The organism is Superficieibacter sp. BNK-5, assembly GCF_047456055.1.
Classification (GTDB): domain Bacteria; phylum Pseudomonadota; class Gammaproteobacteria; order Enterobacterales; family Enterobacteriaceae; genus Superficieibacter.
The window spans coordinates 528,185-547,332 of record NZ_CP179893.1 but is presented as its reverse complement, the minus strand read 5'-3'; the positions used below and the strand labels follow the sequence as shown (position 1 = coordinate 547,332).

The window sequence follows — 19,148 nt, the reverse complement described above, 5'->3', positions numbered from 1 at the left end:
CTTACCCAGCCTACAAAAACAGCATCGCAACATTGTAGGCCCGGTAAGGCGCAGCCGCCACCGGGCATGACCACGCCATACCGACGTAAATTATCCCCCGGCGAAACCGCCGGAGGGATAAACTTACTGCTCCGCTTCCGGCTCCTGCTGCGTGGTCTGAAGGGCAGCCAGCGCATTACCTGCCGCCTTCAATACCACTTCACACTGCTCAACGGTCAACGTCAGCGGCGGTTCAATGCGAATGGTCTTCGAGTTGTTCAGCGTGCCGGCCACCAGAATATGCTGGCGGAACATCTGGCTGGCAAACTGATACCCCGTATCACCATCGACAAACTCAAGCGCCATCAACATTCCTTTCCCGCGCGCATCCTGAATCAACCCCGGATACTGGCGGACGAGAAGTTTAAAGCCGTCCAGCAGCATATCGCCTTTCTGCTCGGCCTGCGCGGGCAGGTTCTCCTCCAGCAGAACGTTAATGGTTGCCAGCGCCGCCGCGCAGGCCAGCGGATTGCCGCCAAAGGTGGTGGTGTGCAGGAACGGATTATCAAACAGCACCGAAAACACTTCTTCAGTGGCAATGGTGGCACCAATCGGCATAACCCCGCCGCCGAGCGCTTTTGCCAGACATAAAATATCCGGCTGGACGTTCTCATGTTCGCAGGCGAACATCTTTCCGGTACGGCCCATGCCGGTCTGCACTTCATCCAGAATTAGCAGCGCGCCAAACTCATCGCACAGCTTACGCACGGCAGGCAAATAGCCTGGCGGCGGCAGGATCACGCCGCCTTCACCCTGAATGGGTTCCAGGATCACCGCCGCCACATCGTCGCCGGTTTTCTGGCATTCGCTCAGCATCAGGCGCATAGCGTCAATATCCCCAAAGGGAACGTGACGGAAACCCGGCAGCAGCGGCATAAACGGTTTGCGGAAGGTGGATTTCGCCGTAGCCGACAGTGCGCCCAGCGATTTACCGTGGAACGCGCCGCTGGCGGCGATAAAGGTAAATTTGCCGCGCGGTGACTGGTACGCTTTGGCGAGTTTCAGCGCCGCCTCGATAGATTCGGTGCCGCTATTGCTGAAGAAGCTGTATTTCAGTTTGCCAGGCGCGAGTGCCGCCAGCGTTTTTGCCAGCATCGCCCGTAAAGGGTCGAGCAGTTCCTGGCTATGAAGAGGTTGTTTAGCGAGCTGATTCTGTACGGCGGAAACCACAACCGGATTACGGTGCCCCACGTTAAAAATGCCAAAACCACCGAGGCAATCGACAAACTCCTGCCCCTGGGTGTCGACAAGCGTATTCAGACTTCCCGCTTGCCACTCTACGGCTCCGTAATCCCCGCCAGCGGTAACAGATTTTCGGTACTCTAAAAAACCTGGATTTACATGCTCTTTGAAGTAGTCAATCACCTCTCGGTTAAGTGCTTTCATCTCCTCATGATCAAGCGTGCGCTTTTCAATGAGATTCAGTGCGTGCGCGGTGCAGGCTAACGCCGATGCGCTGGAAGGTAGTCTGTTCAAAATAAGCTCCGGGGGCGCGCGTATCACATGATACTGATTTAAGTATTGCAGGGATTGCGCCACTTCGGCGGGCTTAGCAGAAATCAGGATAAACACCAGGTAAAAGCAGAATAGTACGATATTTAATCGTACCGCTTATCATCAGGCAAAGGTTCCGTCTGAAAGTAAAAAGGAAGAGGGTAAGGGAATCAGGCGGTTGCGCCAGAATGAGGCGCAGGTTGCACCAGCAATGAGCATAGATTTGAACTATTTCACTATGAAAATATTAAAAATCAATGAATTAAATAATCCTGCAAATAATGAGGTTTAATCGCAAATTGCGATCTAAATCAAATTTAACAACTAAAGATAAAATAATTATCGCCGACATAACATTACACCAAAAAATTAACATCCAATCACATGCAAAGGATGCAGCTATGTCTACCTCTTCTGTTGTTACCCAACGTGAGCATCTTCTGGACGACAACACGACACTAATGTCTACCACCGATCTGCGCAGTATTATCACTCACGCCAATGATACTTTTGTTCAGGTCAGTGGGTTTTCACTTCAGGAACTGATGGGGCAACCGCACAATCTGGTGCGTCACCCGGATATGCCTAAAGCGGCATTTGCTGATATGTGGTACACGCTACAGCAGGGCGAGCCGTGGACCGGCATCGTCAAAAACCGCTGCAAAAATGGCGACCACTATTGGGTGCGGGCTAACGTGGCGCCGATGGTGCGCGACGGTAAAATTACCGGTTACATGTCGATTCGTACAAAAGCTCAGGCGGATGAGGTGACTGCTGTAACGCCGCTGTATCAGGCGCTGAAAAGAGGCCGCTGCAATAAGCGGATCTATAAGGGAAGGGTTATCAATAAAGGCGTCACCGGGCGGCTGAATGCCCTGCCGCTGCGCTGGCGTGCGCGTAGCGTGATGGCGGTCCTTTTTCTGGCGCTCGCGGGCGCGTTGATTGCCAGCGGTGCGCCCCCGTGGTCGGTTCTCTACAGTGCTTTGCTGGTCATACTGGGCTGCGCCTGCTTTGAATGGCAGATTATCCGGCCGGTGGAAAAGGTTGCACGAGAGGCGCTGAGCGTGGCAACCGGCGAGAAAAGCAGCGTTGAGCCGTTTCAGCGTAGCGATGAGTTAGGACTAACCCTACGTGCCGTCGGGCAACTGGGACTGATGAGTCGCTGGCTAATGAACGATGTCGCCAGCCAGGTGGCCAGCGTGCGCAATGACAGCGTCATAATGGCAAAAGGCAATGATGAACTGAACGAGCGCACCCGGCAAACGGTGGTGAATGTCCAACAGACGGCGGCGACCATGAGCCAGATGGCCGCGTCGGTGCAACAGAACTCCACGACAGCCGCTGCCGCCGATAAACTCTCCAGTGCTGCCAGCAGTGCCGCGACCGACGGCGGTAAGGCGATGGAGACGGTGGTAAAAACCATGGATGAGATCGCCAGCAGCACTCAGCGCATTGGTTCCATCACCACTCTGATTAACGACATTGCCTTTCAGACCAATATTCTGGCGCTGAATGCCGCCGTCGAAGCGGCGCGCGCAGGTGAGCAAGGTAAAGGCTTCGCGGTAGTCGCAGGGGAAGTGCGCCATCTGGCAAGCCGGAGCGCCAACGCCGCCAATGATATCCGCAAGCTGATTGATGCCAGCGCCAGCAAAGTGCAATCTGGTTCCGATCAGGTTCATGCCGCCGGGCAGACCATGGAAGACATTGTGTCACAGGTGCAAAACGTCACCCGGCTGATCGGCGAAATCAGCAGTTCGACCGCCGAGCAGGCAACGGGGCTGGCCGACCTGACCCGTGCCGTGGCAGAGCTGGACGCCATTACCCAGAAAAATGCCGGGCTGGTGGAAGAGAACGCCACCGTTTCGGCGATGGTGAAGCACCGTGCCAGCCGCCTGGAAGATGCCGTCGCCGTGCTGCATTAATCCAGTTGGGAGATCTCCAGCGCCGCGCGGTCAATAATGCCGATGATGTGCTTAAGCTGCGCAGCACTGATTTCTCCCTGATTCACTTTTAAATCCAGCACGGCCTTAAAGTTATCTATCGCGCGTTTCATCTGTGGATTTTTGCGCAACTCATAGCCCACGCAGCGCGCTTTGATCCGCTCATGGATCTGAACTAACTGCTCGCGATTCCTCTCCAGCCACTGCTGACCCATCATGGTGATAGCGATTTTTTTACGCCCGCCGTCTTCGTCGGTGATGGTTATCAACTGCTGATCCTGTAACAGGTCGAGCGTCGGGTAAATCACCCCCGGACTTGGGACATAATTACCCAGCGTCAGATTTTCAATTTCTTTGATGATCTCATAACCGTGGCTGGCGTTACGCCGCAGCCTGTCGAGGATCACCAGCCGTAGTTCACCGTGACCAAAGAAGCGCTGGCGGCGTCCGCCGCCGCGCGCGTGCGGATGCTGTTCGCCATCCTGAGCAACGTGTCGCATAAAAACTCCTTACGTATTTTGATATATCTAATTTATATCTAATATGGGTTTTAATGCAAGACTAAATGAGCACATCATATTAATTTTACTGGTCTTTTAAAGGTGGAATGAATGTTACCTTTGTGTATCAAAAAACGCTTGATCTTTTGCTAACTAACAATCATTATCATTTAAAAATAAGATTAGATATATCGGAAATCCACAAAAGGCGACATTATGAGCGAAAAATCTCCTTATCCACGGCGCGTGCGCAATGAACTGCGTTTTCGCGAACTTGACGTAGTGCGCGTCGAACGTATCAACACGGGCTTTCAGCGCATCGTGCTGGGCGGCGAGGCGCTGGATGGCTTCTCCTCGCAAGGGTTTGATGACCACACTAAAATTTTCTTCCCGGCGGAGGGGACGCGTCTGATCCCACCCACGGTGACGGATGAAGGCATTATCTGGGCTGAAGGTATTCGTCCCACCGCGCGTGATTACACGCCGCTCTACGATGCTGAGCGTCATGAGCTGGCGCTGGATTTCTTCATTCACGAGGGCGGCGTGGCGAGCACATGGGCGGCTAATGCCCGCGTCGGAGATACGTTAACGATTGGCGGGCCGCGCGGATCGCTGGTGGTGCCGGAGGATTATGCCTGGCAGCTCTACGTCTGCGATGAGTCCGGTATGCCAGCCCTGCGTCGTCGGCTGGAGGGGTTACAGCGTCTGACCCGGCGTCCGCACGTTGAGGCGATCGTCAGCGTGAACGATGCGGCGCTGAAAGAGTATCTGGCGCATCTTGCCGATTTCAACATCGAGTGGATTATCGGTCACGATGAGCAAGCCCTTGCGGCGCGTCTGGCGCAGTTCACGGTTCCGCGTGACGATTACTTTATCTGGCTGACCGGCGAAGGCGAGACGGTGAAAAAGCTGTCGACGGTGTTTGATAGCCAGGAGCTTGACCCGCAACGGATACGCAGCGTGGCCTACTGGCATAAAAAAGGGGAATAGCATGTCAGCCCCGCAGGGCTGACCACGACAGGATCACAGCATTTTAGCGGAGAGATCGCGGCAGGCGTTCATAATCAACTGGGAGATTTCAGCGATCTTCTCTTCGGGAAGCTGAAGCTGCACGCCGCAGGCGCTGATCGCCGCGATAACATTATGTTTATGATCGAAAACCGGCGCGGCGATGCAGAACACCCCCGGACAATCTTCTTCGTTATCATAAGCCCAGCCCCGATTTCTGATGCTGGCAAACTCCGCCATCAAATCGCTTTTTTTGGTGATGGTGGTATCGGTGTAGCGGGGCAGATTTTCATCCGGTAGCAGCACGTCAATTTTCTCTTCCGGTAACCACGCACACAATGCTTTACCGACGCCAGAGCTGTGAAGCGGTAATTTTTTCCCTTCCCAGGTGCGAATACCAATCGGATGGTTACTTTCCAGTTTCAGAATATAGATGGGAGAGAGATCGTCCAGCACGCCTAAATGGCAGGTGAGGCCGGTTTGATTACGCACTCTTTCCAGAACCGGTAGCGCGATATTACGAATATCGAACTGCTCAAGCGACTTATTACCCCACTCATACAGTTTAAGACCCAGATAAAAACGGCCTTTTTCCTGACGCAAAATGTGATGAACGGTTAGGGCGTTAAGCAGAGAAGAGGTGCTGCTTTTAGGTAAGGAGAGGTCCTGCTGGATCTGGCTGAAGGTCGCACCCGGCGAAGCAAAAAGATAGTTGCAGATCCTGATGGTCTTATCGAGTGCGGGAACAGAGGTGGTTGAATTTGATAGCATAATTAAGTTCAATAGCCAGCCAGAAGAATACGCAATATTATACTCCAATTGATGAGCATAGTTATACTGGCTTTAAACTCCTTTGCAATACGATTGATGGCCGACTGCGGACATTTTCCCGCAGTCGGTTAAAGCAGATAGTCAGTTTACCGGCAGGGCGTCGTAGTTTTTCCAGCGGTAGTTGAGGACGGAGACAATCCAGCAAACGATAAATATGCCAATGACCCAGAAACCCGCGTCACCTAAACTATCATTCATTGTATTAATCCATTCCCAGAATTTACCCTGCAAATTGAATTTATCAACCACTAAGCCTAATGCCTCCAGTCCGCCAATAAAGAGGGCAATAATGACCGATGTCCCGGTAATCGTCATATTATAGTAGAGCTTTCTTTGCGGCTTATTAAAGGCCCAGCCGTAGGCGTGGATCATCAGTAAATTATCAACGGTATCAATTAATGCCATGCCGCTGGTAAATAGCGCCGGGAAGACAAGGATCGCCCATATTGACATGCCGGTTGATGCGCCGGTGGCGGAAATTGCCAGCAGGCCCACTTCCGTGGCGGTATCAAACCCGAGGCCAAATAAAAAGCCAACGAAATACATATGCCAGCTTTTATTTACCAGCCTGAAGCTTCCGGCCATGATCCGGCTCATCAGGCCACCGGAGGCGAGGTTCAGCTCCGTTGAGGCCAGCGTTTGCCCCTGTTTCACCTTTTTGAAGCACTGCCAGACGCTGCGCAGGATCATCAGGTTAACCAGCGCCAGGACGATCAGGAAGGTAGCGGAAACCAGCGTACCGATAATGCCGCCATAATCATGCAGCCAGCCCATCTGCTGTTGAAAGGCGGTGGCAGTGACGGCAATCGCCACGGTGGCGAGGATCACGATGCTGGAATGCCCGAGCGAGAACCATGCGCCAACGCCCGGCGTATACTTATTCTGCTGGAGCATTTTGCGCGTTACGTTATCAATAGCCGCGATATGATCGGCATCCACCGCATGACGCAGGCCGTAGCTCCACGCCAGCAACGCGGATGCCATTAACGTGGTGTTATCGTGAAACAGATAAAAGGCCCAGACCCAGGAAAACAGGTTAGCCAGGACCAGTACGGCGATGAGCATAATAGCCCGGGGATGAAGTTTCATGACGTTTTCTCCTCAGGTCGCCGCAAACTGCTGATAAATACGGATGGCTGCCGTGGCGGCACCGTAGCCGTTATCAATGTTCATGGTCATCACCCCACCCGCGCAGCTTGCCAGGCAGGCGTTCAGCGCCACCTGTCCACCAGCGGAAATACCGTAGCCCACGGAGGTGGGAACGGCGATCACCGGGGCGCGAACCAGCCCGGCCACCACGGTCGGCAGCGCAGCTTCCATCCCCGCCACGGCGATAATAATTTTGTACCGCTGTAACTGCGCCAGATGTTGCTGTAAACGCCATAATCCGGCAACGCCCAGATCCTGATGTAGCTGGCAGGAGATGCCATGGAAATTCAGCGTGAGCTGGATCTCTTCACAGACCCGGCGATCGGATGCACCGCCGGAGATCACACCGATGACGGCTTCAGCGGTGAGCGGCGGATTTTCACCGAGAATGGCGCACTGCGCCGTGGGAAACCAGTTCAACTGGTGTTGATCCTGCTCGTCAAGTTGCTGGTACGTTTCTGGCGACAGGCGAGTCAACAGTAATCGCTGCTGCTGCTGGCGGGCCATCGCCAGAATAGCGGCGATTTGATCGCTGTCTTTATATTCGCACAGCACAGCTTCGCTGATGCCGCAGCGCGCCGTGCGCTGGAAATCCATAATAATGTCTGTCATTGCCCCGCTCGCACACTCTTATCCCCGATAAACGCGCTGCCCTGCGTATAGGGCGCAAAACGCACCGACGCATCAATGCCGCTTTCGCGCGCCATCGATTCGACGCAGGTAATATGGTCCGCTTTATTTTTCGCATCCAGCCCGTCAAGCGTTGACCCGGCGAGTTCGACCACCAGCCCGTCTTTACGAATACGCAGGCGAACGGTTTGCTCAGGAAAATGCTGGCGCAGATAGCTTTCCGCGCGGTCAATCAGAGAGAGCTGGGCGGTGTTGATGCGGATCCCGGTTTCAATCCGGCTCGACAGGCAGGGAGACGCCGGGAGATCCTGGAGATCGGCAAGCTGAAAATGGGCGGCAATTTGACGGATCATAGCTTTATCTATCTGGCATTCAACGTAAGGATGGCGCACGCCCTGCTCCTGAGCGGCAATCAGCCCCGGACGGAAATCACCGAGATCGTCCATATTGGTGCCGGTCATGATGTGGCCGTGGTTGAATTTTCCCAGCTGGCAGTAAAGACCGCTTTTGCAGTAATAGCAGCGGTTTAACGGGTTACTTTGATACATTTCCTGATGGATTTGATCGGAGACGATCTCCTGATAATTCCACTGCCAGCGCGCGGCATAATCGCGGACCCGGCTACCGTCTTTTTGCGATACGGCGGGTGACGTAGCGTGAACAATCAGCGCGTTATCGCCCAGGCAGCGACTGGCTATCCATGACAGCAGCATACTGTCGATACCGCCGCTGACGGCTATTGTACAGCGTTCGGTTGCGCGCAGACATTCTTCTAATAGCGAAATTTTATGGAGAATTTCCCGATCTGTATTCACGTTATGACCTTATTTGCTGACGAGATGATTTTCTATTGTGGCTTTAATGTACTGGCGCTGATGATGGCTCTGCGAAGAGAGGCACAGGCTGTCAGCCTCGACTTTGCAGCTCTCTTCGCCGTTGGGACGACGTGCGTATTTCACCGGCCATTCTTGCTGTTCATGGGCAATCACTTCATGTCGACGCGGCAGGGTGTAGCGGGTAACGGGATGAAAACGCACACCCAGCGTCGAGGTCTGGTTAAAAATGGCCTGGCACACGTCATCCAGTTGCGGTGCGCGGCAGAGGATCTCCAGATGGGTGACCCAGCGCTGTTTTTTGCCTTGCCCGGCGTAGGTGGTCAGGTCGATAACCGCCTCATGCTGGCGTAACTGATCGATGGCGATAGCCAGGAGTTCCGGCGTCATATCGTCAATGTCACACTGCACCGCGATAATGCTCTCCTGTTGCAGGGTGGCGGCGCGCTGGGTAAACGCGCAGACGCGCAGAACGTTGGCACACAGGGCAAACTGGCGGTTGCCGAAGCCATAGCCGGTAGCGCTACTGCTGCCATGAACTGGCGCGAAACGCGGCTTAAGCCACGCGAGGATGGCGGCACCGGTAGGTGTGATCCGCTCGCCGGGCTGGCCGTCGTCAAACCATGAAAAGCCATCGAGCAGGTTAAGCGTGGCGGGCGCAGGGACAGGAATTTTGCCGTGCGCGCAGCGGGTCATGCCGCCGCCCCACGGCAGGGAAGAGACAGACCAGCTAGTAACCTGACTGTGATGAATAAGGAAAGCGGCGCTGACGATGTCAATTAACGCATCGGCTGCGCCCACTTCATGCAGATGTAATTGCTCAAGGCTGGTGTTGTGAACGGCACACTCGGCCTGAGCCAGCAGGGTATAAATCTCCCTGGCACAGCGGGCGATATCGTCCGGCAGTGCAGCCCTGTCGAGGCGCTGCATCACATCCTGCCAGCGATAGTGGTGATGATCGTGAGCAGCAGGAGCCAGCACACCCGATGGCCGTCTGGCGGGGGTAAAGACCAGATGCGTTTTATCGCTCACCACGCTATTGCCCATAACCACCTGAAAACGCTTGCCGGTTAACCCTTTGTCCATCGCGTCTTCCAGTCGGAAACTCGCGTTAAGTGCAAGGGTTAAGCCGGACAGCATGTCCTCAAGCGGTAAGCGGAGGTCGGGAAACGCATCCAGCATTGCGGCGGCAAACATATCGCCGGCAATCCCGCCAATAACATCAAGGTGAATATGCATCCTGGTGCTGCTCACGAATTAATACTCCTGAAAATCTTATTTATTTGTCTGCGTGCTCAATTGAGCAGAACCTTTTTTACCCAGCGCCATAATCGCCAGCGCGCCCAGCACGACAATAGAGCCGATAGAGACTAAACCTGCTGCCGGTGAGCCAACCAGGTTTTCAGCATGCACACGAATAAGCGGTGCGGCAAAGCTGAAAAATGCGCCAAACATATTAATAAAACCGATACTTACTGCCAGTGCACTACCTGAAAGCAGGCTGGTCGGGATCGCCCAGAATACCGGCTGGCAGGCGAAGAACGCCGTTGCCGCGAGGCACAGAGCAATAATAGCGGCGTAAGGGCTTACAAAAGCAGAAGCCATTAATGCCAGACCACCGATGCAGAAGGTAATTGCTGCGATTTTACGACGTTCCTGAATTTTGTCTGAATAGCGCGGAATAAAGAACGTGCCGAATAATGCACACAGCCAGGGAACCGCGGTAATGACGGATGTCATGAAATTCACCGAGCTGCCCATAATTGACGCAACCTGGGTTGGCAGGAAGAAGATCAGGCCATATACGCCGCACTGGATGGTGCCGTAAATCACGGCCAGGTGCCAGACGCGCGGGTTTTTCAGTGCCTCACCAATGGTGGCGCTGGATTTGCTGCTTTCCTCTTTTGCCAGCTGCTGTTGCAACGTTTCGCGCTCTTTAGCATCCAGGAAGCGGGCATGGGCCGGGGTATCGTCCAGATAGGAGAATGTCCACGCGCCTGCGGCTACCGCCAGGATACCTTCAATAACGAACATCCAGAACCAGCCCGGATGGCCCAGCCAGCCGTGAAGCTCCAGCAGCGCGCCGGAAAGCGGAGAGCCAAAGGCCATTGCCAGCGGAGCACCCATATAAAACAGGCCCATCACGCTCGCACGGTTAGCCTGCGGGAACCACTGGGAGGTGAGGTAGATCATGCCAGGGAAGAAGCCCGCTTCGGCAATCCCTAACAGAACGCGTACCGTCAGGAACTTCGCCTCGCTATCAGCAAAACCCATCGCTACGGACAGTGCGCCCCAGACCAGGGTGGTCATGCCGATCCAGCGGCGGGCACCAAATTTACGTAAGCAGAGGTTAGCGGGTGCGCCGAGGAAGGCGTAAACCACAAAGAAAAGCCCTGCACCCAGCGCATAGGCTTCATTACTCAGGCCAATATCAACCTGATAGGTTTCTTTCGCAAAACCGATATTGGATCGATCCAAAAATGCCAGAATATACAGCATCAGCATAAAAGGAATAAGCCGCCACTTCGTTTTACTGACAATAGAGGGTAGTGCTGTGGATATTGACATAATGACTCCTGTCGTATAAATAATTTCCCGTCAAAAGGGGTTTTTTAATAATTAATGATGCTTATCTTTTCCTGAAATATTTCCCAGATCGACGAGGTTGTCCTGTTCATCAAACTGGAACTGCGCCGGGCCAGAAATAATTTCAATATTTTCATTTTTCATGGCGTCGTCGAGCATATTGGCTGAAATATACATATCGTCGATATGTAAGGTATTGGCGATACGGACCATGCGGATTTCAGTACGGCCATCCAGAATAATGCAGGTTTTCAGCGCGGCCTGAATCGCTTCTTTATCGGAAGAGAGGATCACGGGCACAAAGCCGTCACGGGCTAAACGTGAGGTAATAACGTTCGGATAGGTTTCCTGCAAATCGACTTTATCAAACAGGCGCTGGGTACAATAATCGGCCCAACCCATGCCGGTGGCATTGCCGCCGCTCTGCTCATGCAGATCGAGGACCGCAATACGATCCGGACGGATGGAGGCGATTGGCTCCACGTAAGGTGTCGGTGCGCGGCCCATGACGTGACCGTCCATGCCGCCGCCGGAGTAGATTTTGCCCATCAGGTCGATAATCACCACGTCCACGTTTTCAAACATAATGCGTGGGAAGTAGCTTTTGGATTCGGCCAGCAGCGCTTTTTCACGCTCTTCCAGGCGGTTTGCCGGAATGGCTTCGATTTTAACCACTTTGTCGTAGGCGTTTTCAATGGTGCCTACGCCAAATAAAAAGGGCGTATTGGCAATTTTAACGCGCGCCATATCAAGAATGTTTTTCGCCATATTGCCGAAACCATACGTATGGCAGGCGTCCGCCCCTTCCTGTTTGCCAAAGCCGATGGTGATCATTTTCAGAATGCCGCTTTCCATGGGCGCAGTGAAAGCGTTATGCGCTTTGATACGGTTGATGGCGATAATACCGTCGGCCTGCATGGCATTTTTATCCATCAGCACGTCCAGGCCATTTTCTATCTCGCCAACTTTTACCGTTTCCATGGAGGAGCGAATTTCACAGCCCAGCGTGGCTTCGGTGATGCCAAGATTTTCCAGTACGTGCAACTGACCCGCCGCGGTAGCGCCGCCGTGACTGCCCATCGCCGGAACCGCAAAAGGATGCGCGCCTAATGCTTTCAGTTCCGCAACGACCGCCCGGGCAATTTCAGCGATTTTATCCACGCCGCGACTTCCCACGCCCACGGCAATGGTCATACCGGGTTTAATGGTTTTACGAATATCCGGATGGCTAAACTGCTGGTGAATCGTCAGCGGAATATCCGTTATTTCTTCCGGGGAGGGAAAATGCTGTTTTATTTTCACCATATCCGGTAATGGCACATCCTGTAATAATTTTTTGACGAATGACATAGTCGTAGTCCTTGTAAACTGGAAATGTATAAAATGAACGCTGATCGGCATTCACTCGATCTGATTACAGTGAACGTCAATAAAATATGCAGCTTATTCTTAAGGTAATAATGAGGCGACCATACAAAAGACCTCCTCATTGTATTTATACGTTATCGATTAATTCCGGTAATATTACATAATGGCGTTCATGGTCCACGGCACAAATTCCAGGCCACCGTAGCCAAATTTTTCGCTTTTTGTTTTCTGCCCGGACGCCATTGCCAGCACCAGTGCATATAAACGCTCACCCGCCTGAGCAATGGTTTCTGTACCTTCGGCCACGTCGCCACAGTTGTGGTCCATATCTTCCTGCTGACGCTGCCAGAGCGCATTGTTGGTGGCGATTTTCAGGGTCGGCGTAGGCTTGCTGCCAAAGGCCGAGCCGCGGCCGGTGGTAAAGCACAGGAGGTTTGCGCCGCCGGCGATTTGACCGGTTACCGCCATCGGGTCGTACCCTGGGGTATCCATAAAGACCAGGCCTTTCGCCGTCACCGGTTCAGCATACTCGTACACTTCAACGAGGTTTGACGTGCCGCCTTTCGCGATGCCGCCCAGCGATTTTTCCAGCACCGTCGTCAGTCCGCCCTCTTTGTTGCCGGCAGAGGGGTTATTGTTCATCTCGCTTTTGGTTCTGGTGCAGTAATCTTCCCACCACGCAATGCGATCAACTAACTTCTGGCCCACTTCTGGCGTCACTGCCCGGCGGGTTAGCAGGTGTTCCGCACCGAAAATTTCTGAGGTTTCGGAAAGGATTGCGGTGCCGCCCTGCTGGACGATTTTGTCTGCAACGTAGCCGAGTACCGGGTTGCCGGAAATCCCGGAGTAGCTGTCTGAACCGCCGCACTCCAGCGCGAGAATAATTTCGCTGACCGGCACTGGTTCACGCGTCACGCTATTGGCTTGCGGCAGCATGGCATTAATGATTTCAATGCCTTTATCAATGGTTTTCTGGGTGCCGCCGGTTTGCTGGATGGTCATGCTGTGCAGCAGTTTGCCTTCTTCAAGGCCCTCCGTGCGGATCAGATCTTTAATTTGGTTGGATTCGCAGCCCAGGCCGATGATCACCACCCCGGCGAAATTAACGTGCCGTGCGTAGCCGCTTAGCGTCCGGCGCATGACGGTCATGGTTTCGCTGTCAAAACCATACGCGCAGCCAAAGCTCTGGGGCAGGGCGACGACGCCATCGACATTCGGGAAATCAGCCAGGCCCACTTTTTTGTAGTGATCTTCAATGGCGCGGGCAACGGTGGCGCTACAGTTAACGGAGGTCAGAATACCGATGAAATTGCGGGTCGCCACGCGGCCATCAGCACGACGGATGCCCATAAAGGTGTCAACGCGATCCGCTTTGGGTAATTCAACGGTATCCACACCAAACGCATAATCGCGGGAAAAATCACCCATGCTTAAATTATGGGTGTGGATATGGTCGCCTGCTTTAATGTCTCTTGACGCAAAGCCAATGATTTGACCGTAACGCTTCACCGCATCGCCGGCGGCAATATCGTGGAGGGCGATTTTGTGTCCTGCCGGAATATCCTTATTCACGGTAAGATTTTCATGCGGCAGGAAGGTCTCTTTCGCTACCGGAAAGCGTGCAACGACAACATCATCATTGTCGTTAATTTTAATGACTGGATAAGGTGTGTTCATCGTCATGGGTCCCTTAGTTTCCTGTTTTTTCAGGCTACAGACGATGCTGTAGCCTGAAAGACGCAGAGCATATCGTCCGATGGCTTACTTAATGATGCCTGCTGAACGCAGGATTGATTTTGCCTGCTCTGTTTTTTCTGCCGACAGTTTTTGCGTTGGCGCGATGACCTCCGTTGAAATATCGGTGCCTGCCGCTTTGATACACTCTTTAATGACGCCAAAGAACGGCGACTCTATAGCGTAAAGCGAAGACAATTTCGCCAGCGTGCGCTGCTTTTCAAACGCCTCTTCGTAGTTTTTTTCGACAAACGCTTTATAAATACCGCCGGTAATATGCGGGGCAATGTTAAAGGTGGCCGGAATACCGCCGTGACCGCCAAGGATCAGCGTATCGAGCATATATTCGTCATAGCCGGAGAAAATAATAAAATCACGGCGGAAAGCATGAACGCGATTGATAATTTCACGGGTATGACTGATGTTATCAATGGTATCTTTGATGCCCACGATATTCGGCACATCGCGCGCCAGGCGTTCGATAACCTCAAGGCCGATATCCTGCCCGGTTAAGGCGGGGAAGTTATACAGTAAAACCGGCGTCTTCAGGCTTTCTGCAACCTTGCGATAGTGATGGTAAATAAAATCAGCATTTAAGACGGCATAATAAGGATTCACCACCAGAACGGCGGCGGCGCCGTGTTCCTGCGCGTGCAAACCGTATTCAATCGTTTCATCGGTTCCCGGCGCGGCAATGCCAATCATCACCGGTACGCGGCCCGCAACGTGTTTCAGTGCAAACTCGGCTACGTCGAGACGCATCTGATGAGTCATGTGGCAAAACTCACCGCCGCTACCGAGGATCAGCATGCCGTTAGCGCCATCATTGATGACTTTATCAAGCATGCGTGCCATGCCTTCACGGTCAAGCTGGCCGTCGCGGTTTACGATGGTGGGAACGGGCGGGAATATCCCTTTAAATTGATCAAGATTCATTTTTAAACTGCCATCCTTGTTGTTCTGCATGGAGAACCATTGTTCAGTGTCAGGAATTATTTACCTATTCAGAAATCGGTGCAATAGATATTTTGAGCCGGAATGTAACGGATAGTATTTATGTGATCTGCTCCACTTTATATATTAGATGTTAATATTTTACGAATAATTAACCTTGATAATTCACGCAAATGAATTGGCGTTTCTCATATATTTAATGAATGATGCGGTGAGGAATTTTTTATTCTGCTGTTGACGGGATTTAAATATAGAGTAAATATAAAAGTCATTAAGAACTCTGGTTCCTTATGTGGAACTGTAATTATTTATAAGGAGATTTTATGATTACTACCGCTATTTTCCCGGGACGCTATGTACAAGGTGCTGGCGCGATTGAACACTCTCTTGCTGATGAAATTCTGCGCCTTGGTAAAAAAGCACTGGTACTGCAGGATCCGGTTGTTCATCAGAAGTTGGGTGACAAAATCGATGGCGCACTAAAAGGTAAGCTGGATTATCAGGTTGAAATCTTCAACAGCGAATGTTCTGACGAAGAGATCGAACGTATCTGCGGTCTGGCGAAAGCCTGCGGTGCAGAAGTTATCGTCGGCATTGGCGGCGGTAAAACGCTGGATACCTCTAAAGCCACTGGCGCGACCTTAAAACGTCCGATTGTGATTGTGCCTACCCTGGCATCAACCGATGCACCGTGCAGCTCTCTGGTGGTGATTTATACCCAGGAAGGGCAGTTTAAACGCTATCTGATGATCCCGCGTAACCCGGACGTGGTGCTGGTTGACTCCGGCGTTATTGCTCAGGCGCCGGTACGTTTCCTGCTGTCGGGCATTGGCGATGCGCTGGCCACCTGGTTCGAAGCGGAAGATTGCCGCGTTAAACTTGCCGGTAACATGACCGGTCGCCCTGGCCCGATGTCAGCATACGGCCTGGCACGCATGTGTTTTGATACGCTGCTGAAATATGGCGTACAGGCAAAAAATGCCTGCGAACAGCAGAAGGTCACGCCTGCGCTTGAACACGTTATCGAAGCTAATACGCTGCTTTCCGGCCTTGGCTTTGAAAGCGGTGGTCTGGCGGCGGCGCATGCCATTCACAACGGTCTGACCGTGCTGCCGCAGACTCACCGTTACTGGCACGGTGAAAAAGTCGCATTCGGCACCCTGGCAATGCTGATGCTGACCGATCGTGATCCAGAACTGATTAATACCGTTTATCGTTTCTGCCTGGAGCTGGGTCTGCCGACCACGCTTGCGGATATCGGCCTGGAAAATGTCAGCGATGCCGATCTGATGAAGGCGGCCGAGGCTTCCTGCCAGGCTGGCGAAACCATGCACAACGAGCCTTACGACGTTACGCCGGTCAATGTGCTGGCGGCAATGCGCGCAGCAGATGCAGAAGGCCGTCGCCTGAAAGCCGCTCGCTAAGACGCACTCTGGCCCGGCCGGTTTATGCCGCCGGGCTTTTTTAATTCTCCCGCTTACCTTCTTTTATCCCTTCACCTCGCCTTCAAAAAGCAAAAGCAGCAAATAAATAAAGAATATTTATATTCATCACATCAATGATTGCTATTCTCGCCTTGCGCTTCCCTGTATCTTTATAGCGTCTGTTGCCCTGACCCGGTTTCCATTTAACGCACTTTGAGCATGCTCATGATGAATGAAAAAACACGTCCTTATTTTCATGAGGTGAATGAGGAGCATCTGTTCGATCTTCTCAATCATAATTCTGACTGGCTATGGGAAGTGGATGCCGAAGGTCGCTATACCTGGGTTTCCGGGGTAGTGACCGAGTTGCTGGGCTACCCGCCAGAAGAGGTTCTCGGTCGGACGCCGTTTGATTTTATGCCGCCCGATGAAGCCGAACGGGTGGGGCTGGCGTTTATGGACATCGTGACGGCGAAAAGAGCCTTTTCCGGTCTGGTGAATCGCAACCGACGGGCAGACGGGACCATTGTGGTGCTTGAGACCAGCGGCATACCGTTATTTGACGAGCAGGGAAATCTCAGCGGCTATCGCGGCATTGACCGTAATATTTCTACGCTCGGCGAGCGCGTACTTCAACTGGAAACCATTTACGACACCACGCCCGTTGCGCTGTGCATGATCGATTTACACGGGCGCATCGTGATGTCGAATAAAGCGATGACCCGCCTGCTCGCCAGCGCACCTTCTAACGCGGTAACCGACTATTTCCCTGATGTTATGCCTGAATGCTGGCAGCAGTTTTTGCAGGATTTCAGCGGCGCGAGCCATGGCGCGGACATCCCGAGCCGGGAATTAATGTTTGCCGAGCGCTATTATTACACCCAGCCGGTGCCAGTCTATGACGCGATGGATAACGTGGTCGGCCTGTCGGTGACCTGGGTGGACATCACCGCCCGCCGCCTGGCGGAACAGAAGCTGGCGAATGCCAACCTGGTATTAAAGCAATTCGCCCAGTTGGATCATCTCACCGGACTGTTTAATCGCCGCCATATGGATGAGTTTTTGATCCAGCAAATTGCCCATGCGCTTGAACAAGGATTGCCGCTCTCAATCTGCCTGGCGGATATCGATTTTTTCAAAAATTTCAACGACAGTCAGGGACACCAGTCCGGCGATGATTGCCTGCGGGCTGTCACCAAAGCGCTGGTATCGGCCAGCCTGCGTCCAGAAGATAATATCAGCCGCTACGGGGGCGAAGAATTTCTGGTGATCCTGCCGCGTACCGACATCCACGGGGCGCTGATCGTCGCCGAACGGCTACGCGCCAGCGTGGCGGCGCTCAATATTCCGCATGTTTCCAGCCCGACCGGGTTTGTGACCATCAGTATTGGCGTGGCGACGCTGTACGATGCAAAGGCGATTTTTGGTGAGCAGCCGCTGCACAGCATTGCCAGCGAGCTGATTTATCAGGCGGATACGGCGCTCTATAAAGCCAAAAAACAGGGGCGCAACCGGGTGGTTAGCGGCGCAGAGTAATGAGACATGCCCCGGCTAACCCGCCGCCGGGGAGATGATTTAGCTGGCTCTGTATTCTTGTGGAATGCTGAAAGGCTCATCAGCACGGTAATAACCGCCATCTTTCACTTCCTCAATTAACACCATGGTGTGCGCCCTGGCATGTTCAGAGAAGTATTCGACCAGCAGGTCGGTGATCCGATGACCAATCTCGGCTTTTTGTTCCGCGCTCAGCGCAGCTTCCGGGGTTTTGATATTAACAAAAGGCATAATATTCTCCTCAAATAAATCAGATCACGCCACCATTGACGCGAATAACCTGACCGTTGATCCAGCCGCTTTCCTGACTGACCAGAAAACGCACTACCTGCATGATGTCCTGCGGTTCGCCGAGGCGGCCCAGCGGGTTCATATTTTTGATACGTTCAACCAGCTCGTCGCTTTTACCATTAAGGAAAAGATCCGTTGCCACCGGGCCGGGCGCAATCGCATTAACCGTGATGCCACGCGATCCCAGCTCTTTGGGCAGGATATGGGTCAGGGCTTCGACGGCGGCTTTAGTTGCGGCATAAACGCCGTACTGCGGCTGGTAAAGCCCCACCACGCTGGAGGAAAAGTTAATAATCCTGCCACCTTCGTTAAGGCGTTTTGTGGCTTCCCGCATCAGGCGAAACGGCGCGGTCAGGTTGATGGCAATCTGGCGCTCAAAGCTGTCATCGTCCGTAGCGGAAATCGCTGAGAGTTCCATGATGCCCGCGTTGTTGACCAGAATATCAACCTTGCCAAAGGTGTTTTCCGCGGCAGTGAACAGGATTTGCGCCGCGTCAGCGTCTGCAATGTTGGCCTGCACGGCACGTGCCTGGCCGCCTGCGGCACTAATCGCGGCCACAACGGCATCTGCCTGTTCGCTGCTACGCGAATAGTTAACGATGACCGCGATCCCATCAGCCGCAAGGCCGCGAGCAATTTCAGCGCCAATCCCGCGAGACGCGCCCGTCACAATGGCGACTTTTGTATTCTGCATACCTGTGCTCCCGTTGATGAATAATCGTCTGAAACACTATAGCTGTCGGATTATTAAAAATAATCGTCTGTAAATTGACATGATAATTCATCTGTCACTAATAATAAGAGAGTTAACGA

17 protein-coding genes are annotated in these 19,148 nt (G+C 53.1%); 4 read left to right on the top strand and 13 right to left on the bottom strand.

Annotation, left to right across the window (positions count from 1 at the left end; translation table 11 throughout):
* Nucleotides 1-123: 123 nt before the first annotated feature.
* Entirely contained in the window at nt 124-1,515 is a 1,392-nt protein-coding gene (gene ygjG, locus ACMGGS_RS02625) for a putrescine aminotransferase (protein WP_414164938.1), read from the bottom strand.
* 419 nt (nt 1,516-1,934) lie between these two features.
* On the opposite strand from ygjG, the gene ACMGGS_RS02620 reads away from it, so the two are divergent.
* On the top strand, nt 1,935-3,455 hold the full coding sequence (locus tag ACMGGS_RS02620) for a methyl-accepting chemotaxis protein (RefSeq protein WP_414164937.1): 1,521 nt from the start codon (nt 1,935-1,937) through the stop codon (nt 3,453-3,455).
* Here ACMGGS_RS02620 and ACMGGS_RS02615 read toward each other — a convergent pair.
* Nucleotides 3,452-3,973: a PadR family transcriptional regulator gene (locus ACMGGS_RS02615; protein ID WP_414164936.1), complete on the bottom strand. Its 522-nt coding sequence runs from the start codon at nt 3,971-3,973 to the stop codon at nt 3,452-3,454. The genes ACMGGS_RS02620 and ACMGGS_RS02615 overlap by 4 nt on opposite strands.
* Nucleotides 3,974-4,189: 216 nt before the next feature.
* Here ACMGGS_RS02615 and ACMGGS_RS02610 point away from each other — a divergent pair, with 216 nt between their 5' ends.
* Nucleotides 4,190-4,963, top strand: coding sequence for a siderophore-interacting protein (locus tag ACMGGS_RS02610; RefSeq protein ID WP_414164935.1), 774 nt, complete (start codon nt 4,190-4,192; stop codon nt 4,961-4,963).
* 33 nt (nt 4,964-4,996) lie between these two features.
* On the opposite strand, the gene ACMGGS_RS02605 is transcribed toward ACMGGS_RS02610, so the two are convergent.
* From ACMGGS_RS02605 to ACMGGS_RS02565, 9 genes are all read right to left on the bottom strand, one after another.
* Nucleotides 4,997-5,752, bottom strand: a complete 756-nt coding sequence (locus ACMGGS_RS02605) for an IclR family transcriptional regulator C-terminal domain-containing protein (RefSeq protein WP_176919924.1) — start codon at nt 5,750-5,752, stop codon at nt 4,997-4,999.
* Nucleotides 5,753-5,893: 141 nt separating this feature from the next.
* The gene (locus ACMGGS_RS02600; protein WP_414164934.1) at nt 5,894-6,901 is read right to left on the bottom strand and encodes a HoxN/HupN/NixA family nickel/cobalt transporter; all 1,008 of its coding nucleotides are present in this window, start codon (nt 6,899-6,901) and stop codon (nt 5,894-5,896) included.
* Nucleotides 6,902-6,913: 12 nt separating this feature from the next.
* On the bottom strand, nt 6,914-7,573 hold the full coding sequence (gene larB / locus ACMGGS_RS02595) for a nickel pincer cofactor biosynthesis protein LarB (RefSeq protein WP_414164933.1): 660 nt from the start codon (nt 7,571-7,573) through the stop codon (nt 6,914-6,916).
* On the bottom strand, nt 7,570-8,406 hold the full coding sequence (locus ACMGGS_RS02590; RefSeq protein ID WP_414164932.1) for a hypothetical protein: 837 nt from the start codon (nt 8,404-8,406) through the stop codon (nt 7,570-7,572). Before ACMGGS_RS02590 ends, larB begins: the two co-directional genes overlap by 4 nt.
* Nucleotides 8,407-8,415: 9 nt before the next feature.
* The gene (locus tag ACMGGS_RS02585; protein WP_414164931.1) at nt 8,416-9,678 is read right to left on the bottom strand and encodes a LarC family nickel insertion protein; all 1,263 of its coding nucleotides are present in this window, start codon (nt 9,676-9,678) and stop codon (nt 8,416-8,418) included.
* Nucleotides 9,679-9,699: 21 nt separating this feature from the next.
* On the bottom strand, nt 9,700-10,992 hold the full coding sequence (locus tag ACMGGS_RS02580; protein WP_414164930.1) for an MFS transporter: 1,293 nt from the start codon (nt 10,990-10,992) through the stop codon (nt 9,700-9,702).
* A 51-nt stretch (nt 10,993-11,043) separates the two neighbouring features.
* Nucleotides 11,044-12,360, bottom strand: a complete 1,317-nt coding sequence (locus ACMGGS_RS02575; RefSeq protein ID WP_414164929.1) for a lactate racemase domain-containing protein — start codon at nt 12,358-12,360, stop codon at nt 11,044-11,046.
* Between the two features lie 174 nt (nt 12,361-12,534).
* Nucleotides 12,535-14,055, bottom strand: a complete 1,521-nt coding sequence (locus ACMGGS_RS02570) for a UxaA family hydrolase (protein WP_414166185.1) — start codon at nt 14,053-14,055, stop codon at nt 12,535-12,537.
* A gap of 84 nt (nt 14,056-14,139) precedes the next feature.
* Nucleotides 14,140-15,048 (bottom strand): dihydrodipicolinate synthase family protein, encoded by a 909-nt coding sequence (locus tag ACMGGS_RS02565; protein WP_414164928.1) that lies wholly within the window; start codon nt 15,046-15,048, stop codon nt 14,140-14,142.
* A 341-nt stretch (nt 15,049-15,389) separates the two neighbouring features.
* On the opposite strand from ACMGGS_RS02565, the gene ACMGGS_RS02560 reads away from it, so the two are divergent.
* Together ACMGGS_RS02560 and ACMGGS_RS02555 are read left to right on the top strand one after the other, a co-directional pair.
* Entirely contained in the window at nt 15,390-16,490 is a 1,101-nt protein-coding gene (locus ACMGGS_RS02560; RefSeq protein ID WP_414164927.1) for a glycerol dehydrogenase, read from the top strand.
* Between the two features lie 225 nt (nt 16,491-16,715).
* Nucleotides 16,716-18,026: a diguanylate cyclase gene (locus ACMGGS_RS02555; protein ID WP_414164926.1), complete on the top strand. Its 1,311-nt coding sequence runs from the start codon at nt 16,716-16,718 to the stop codon at nt 18,024-18,026.
* 39 nt (nt 18,027-18,065) lie between these two features.
* Here ACMGGS_RS02555 and ACMGGS_RS02550 read toward each other — a convergent pair whose 3' ends face one another.
* Together ACMGGS_RS02550 and ACMGGS_RS02545 are read right to left on the bottom strand one after the other, a co-directional pair.
* Nucleotides 18,066-18,275, bottom strand: coding sequence for a tautomerase family protein (locus tag ACMGGS_RS02550; RefSeq protein WP_414164925.1), 210 nt, complete (start codon nt 18,273-18,275; stop codon nt 18,066-18,068).
* Between the two features lie 19 nt (nt 18,276-18,294).
* Nucleotides 18,295-19,029 carry an SDR family oxidoreductase gene (locus tag ACMGGS_RS02545; protein ID WP_414164924.1) on the bottom strand — a complete coding sequence of 245 codons (735 nt, stop codon included), beginning with the start codon at nt 19,027-19,029 and terminating at the stop codon, nt 18,295-18,297.
* Nucleotides 19,030-19,148: the final 119 nt, after the last annotated feature.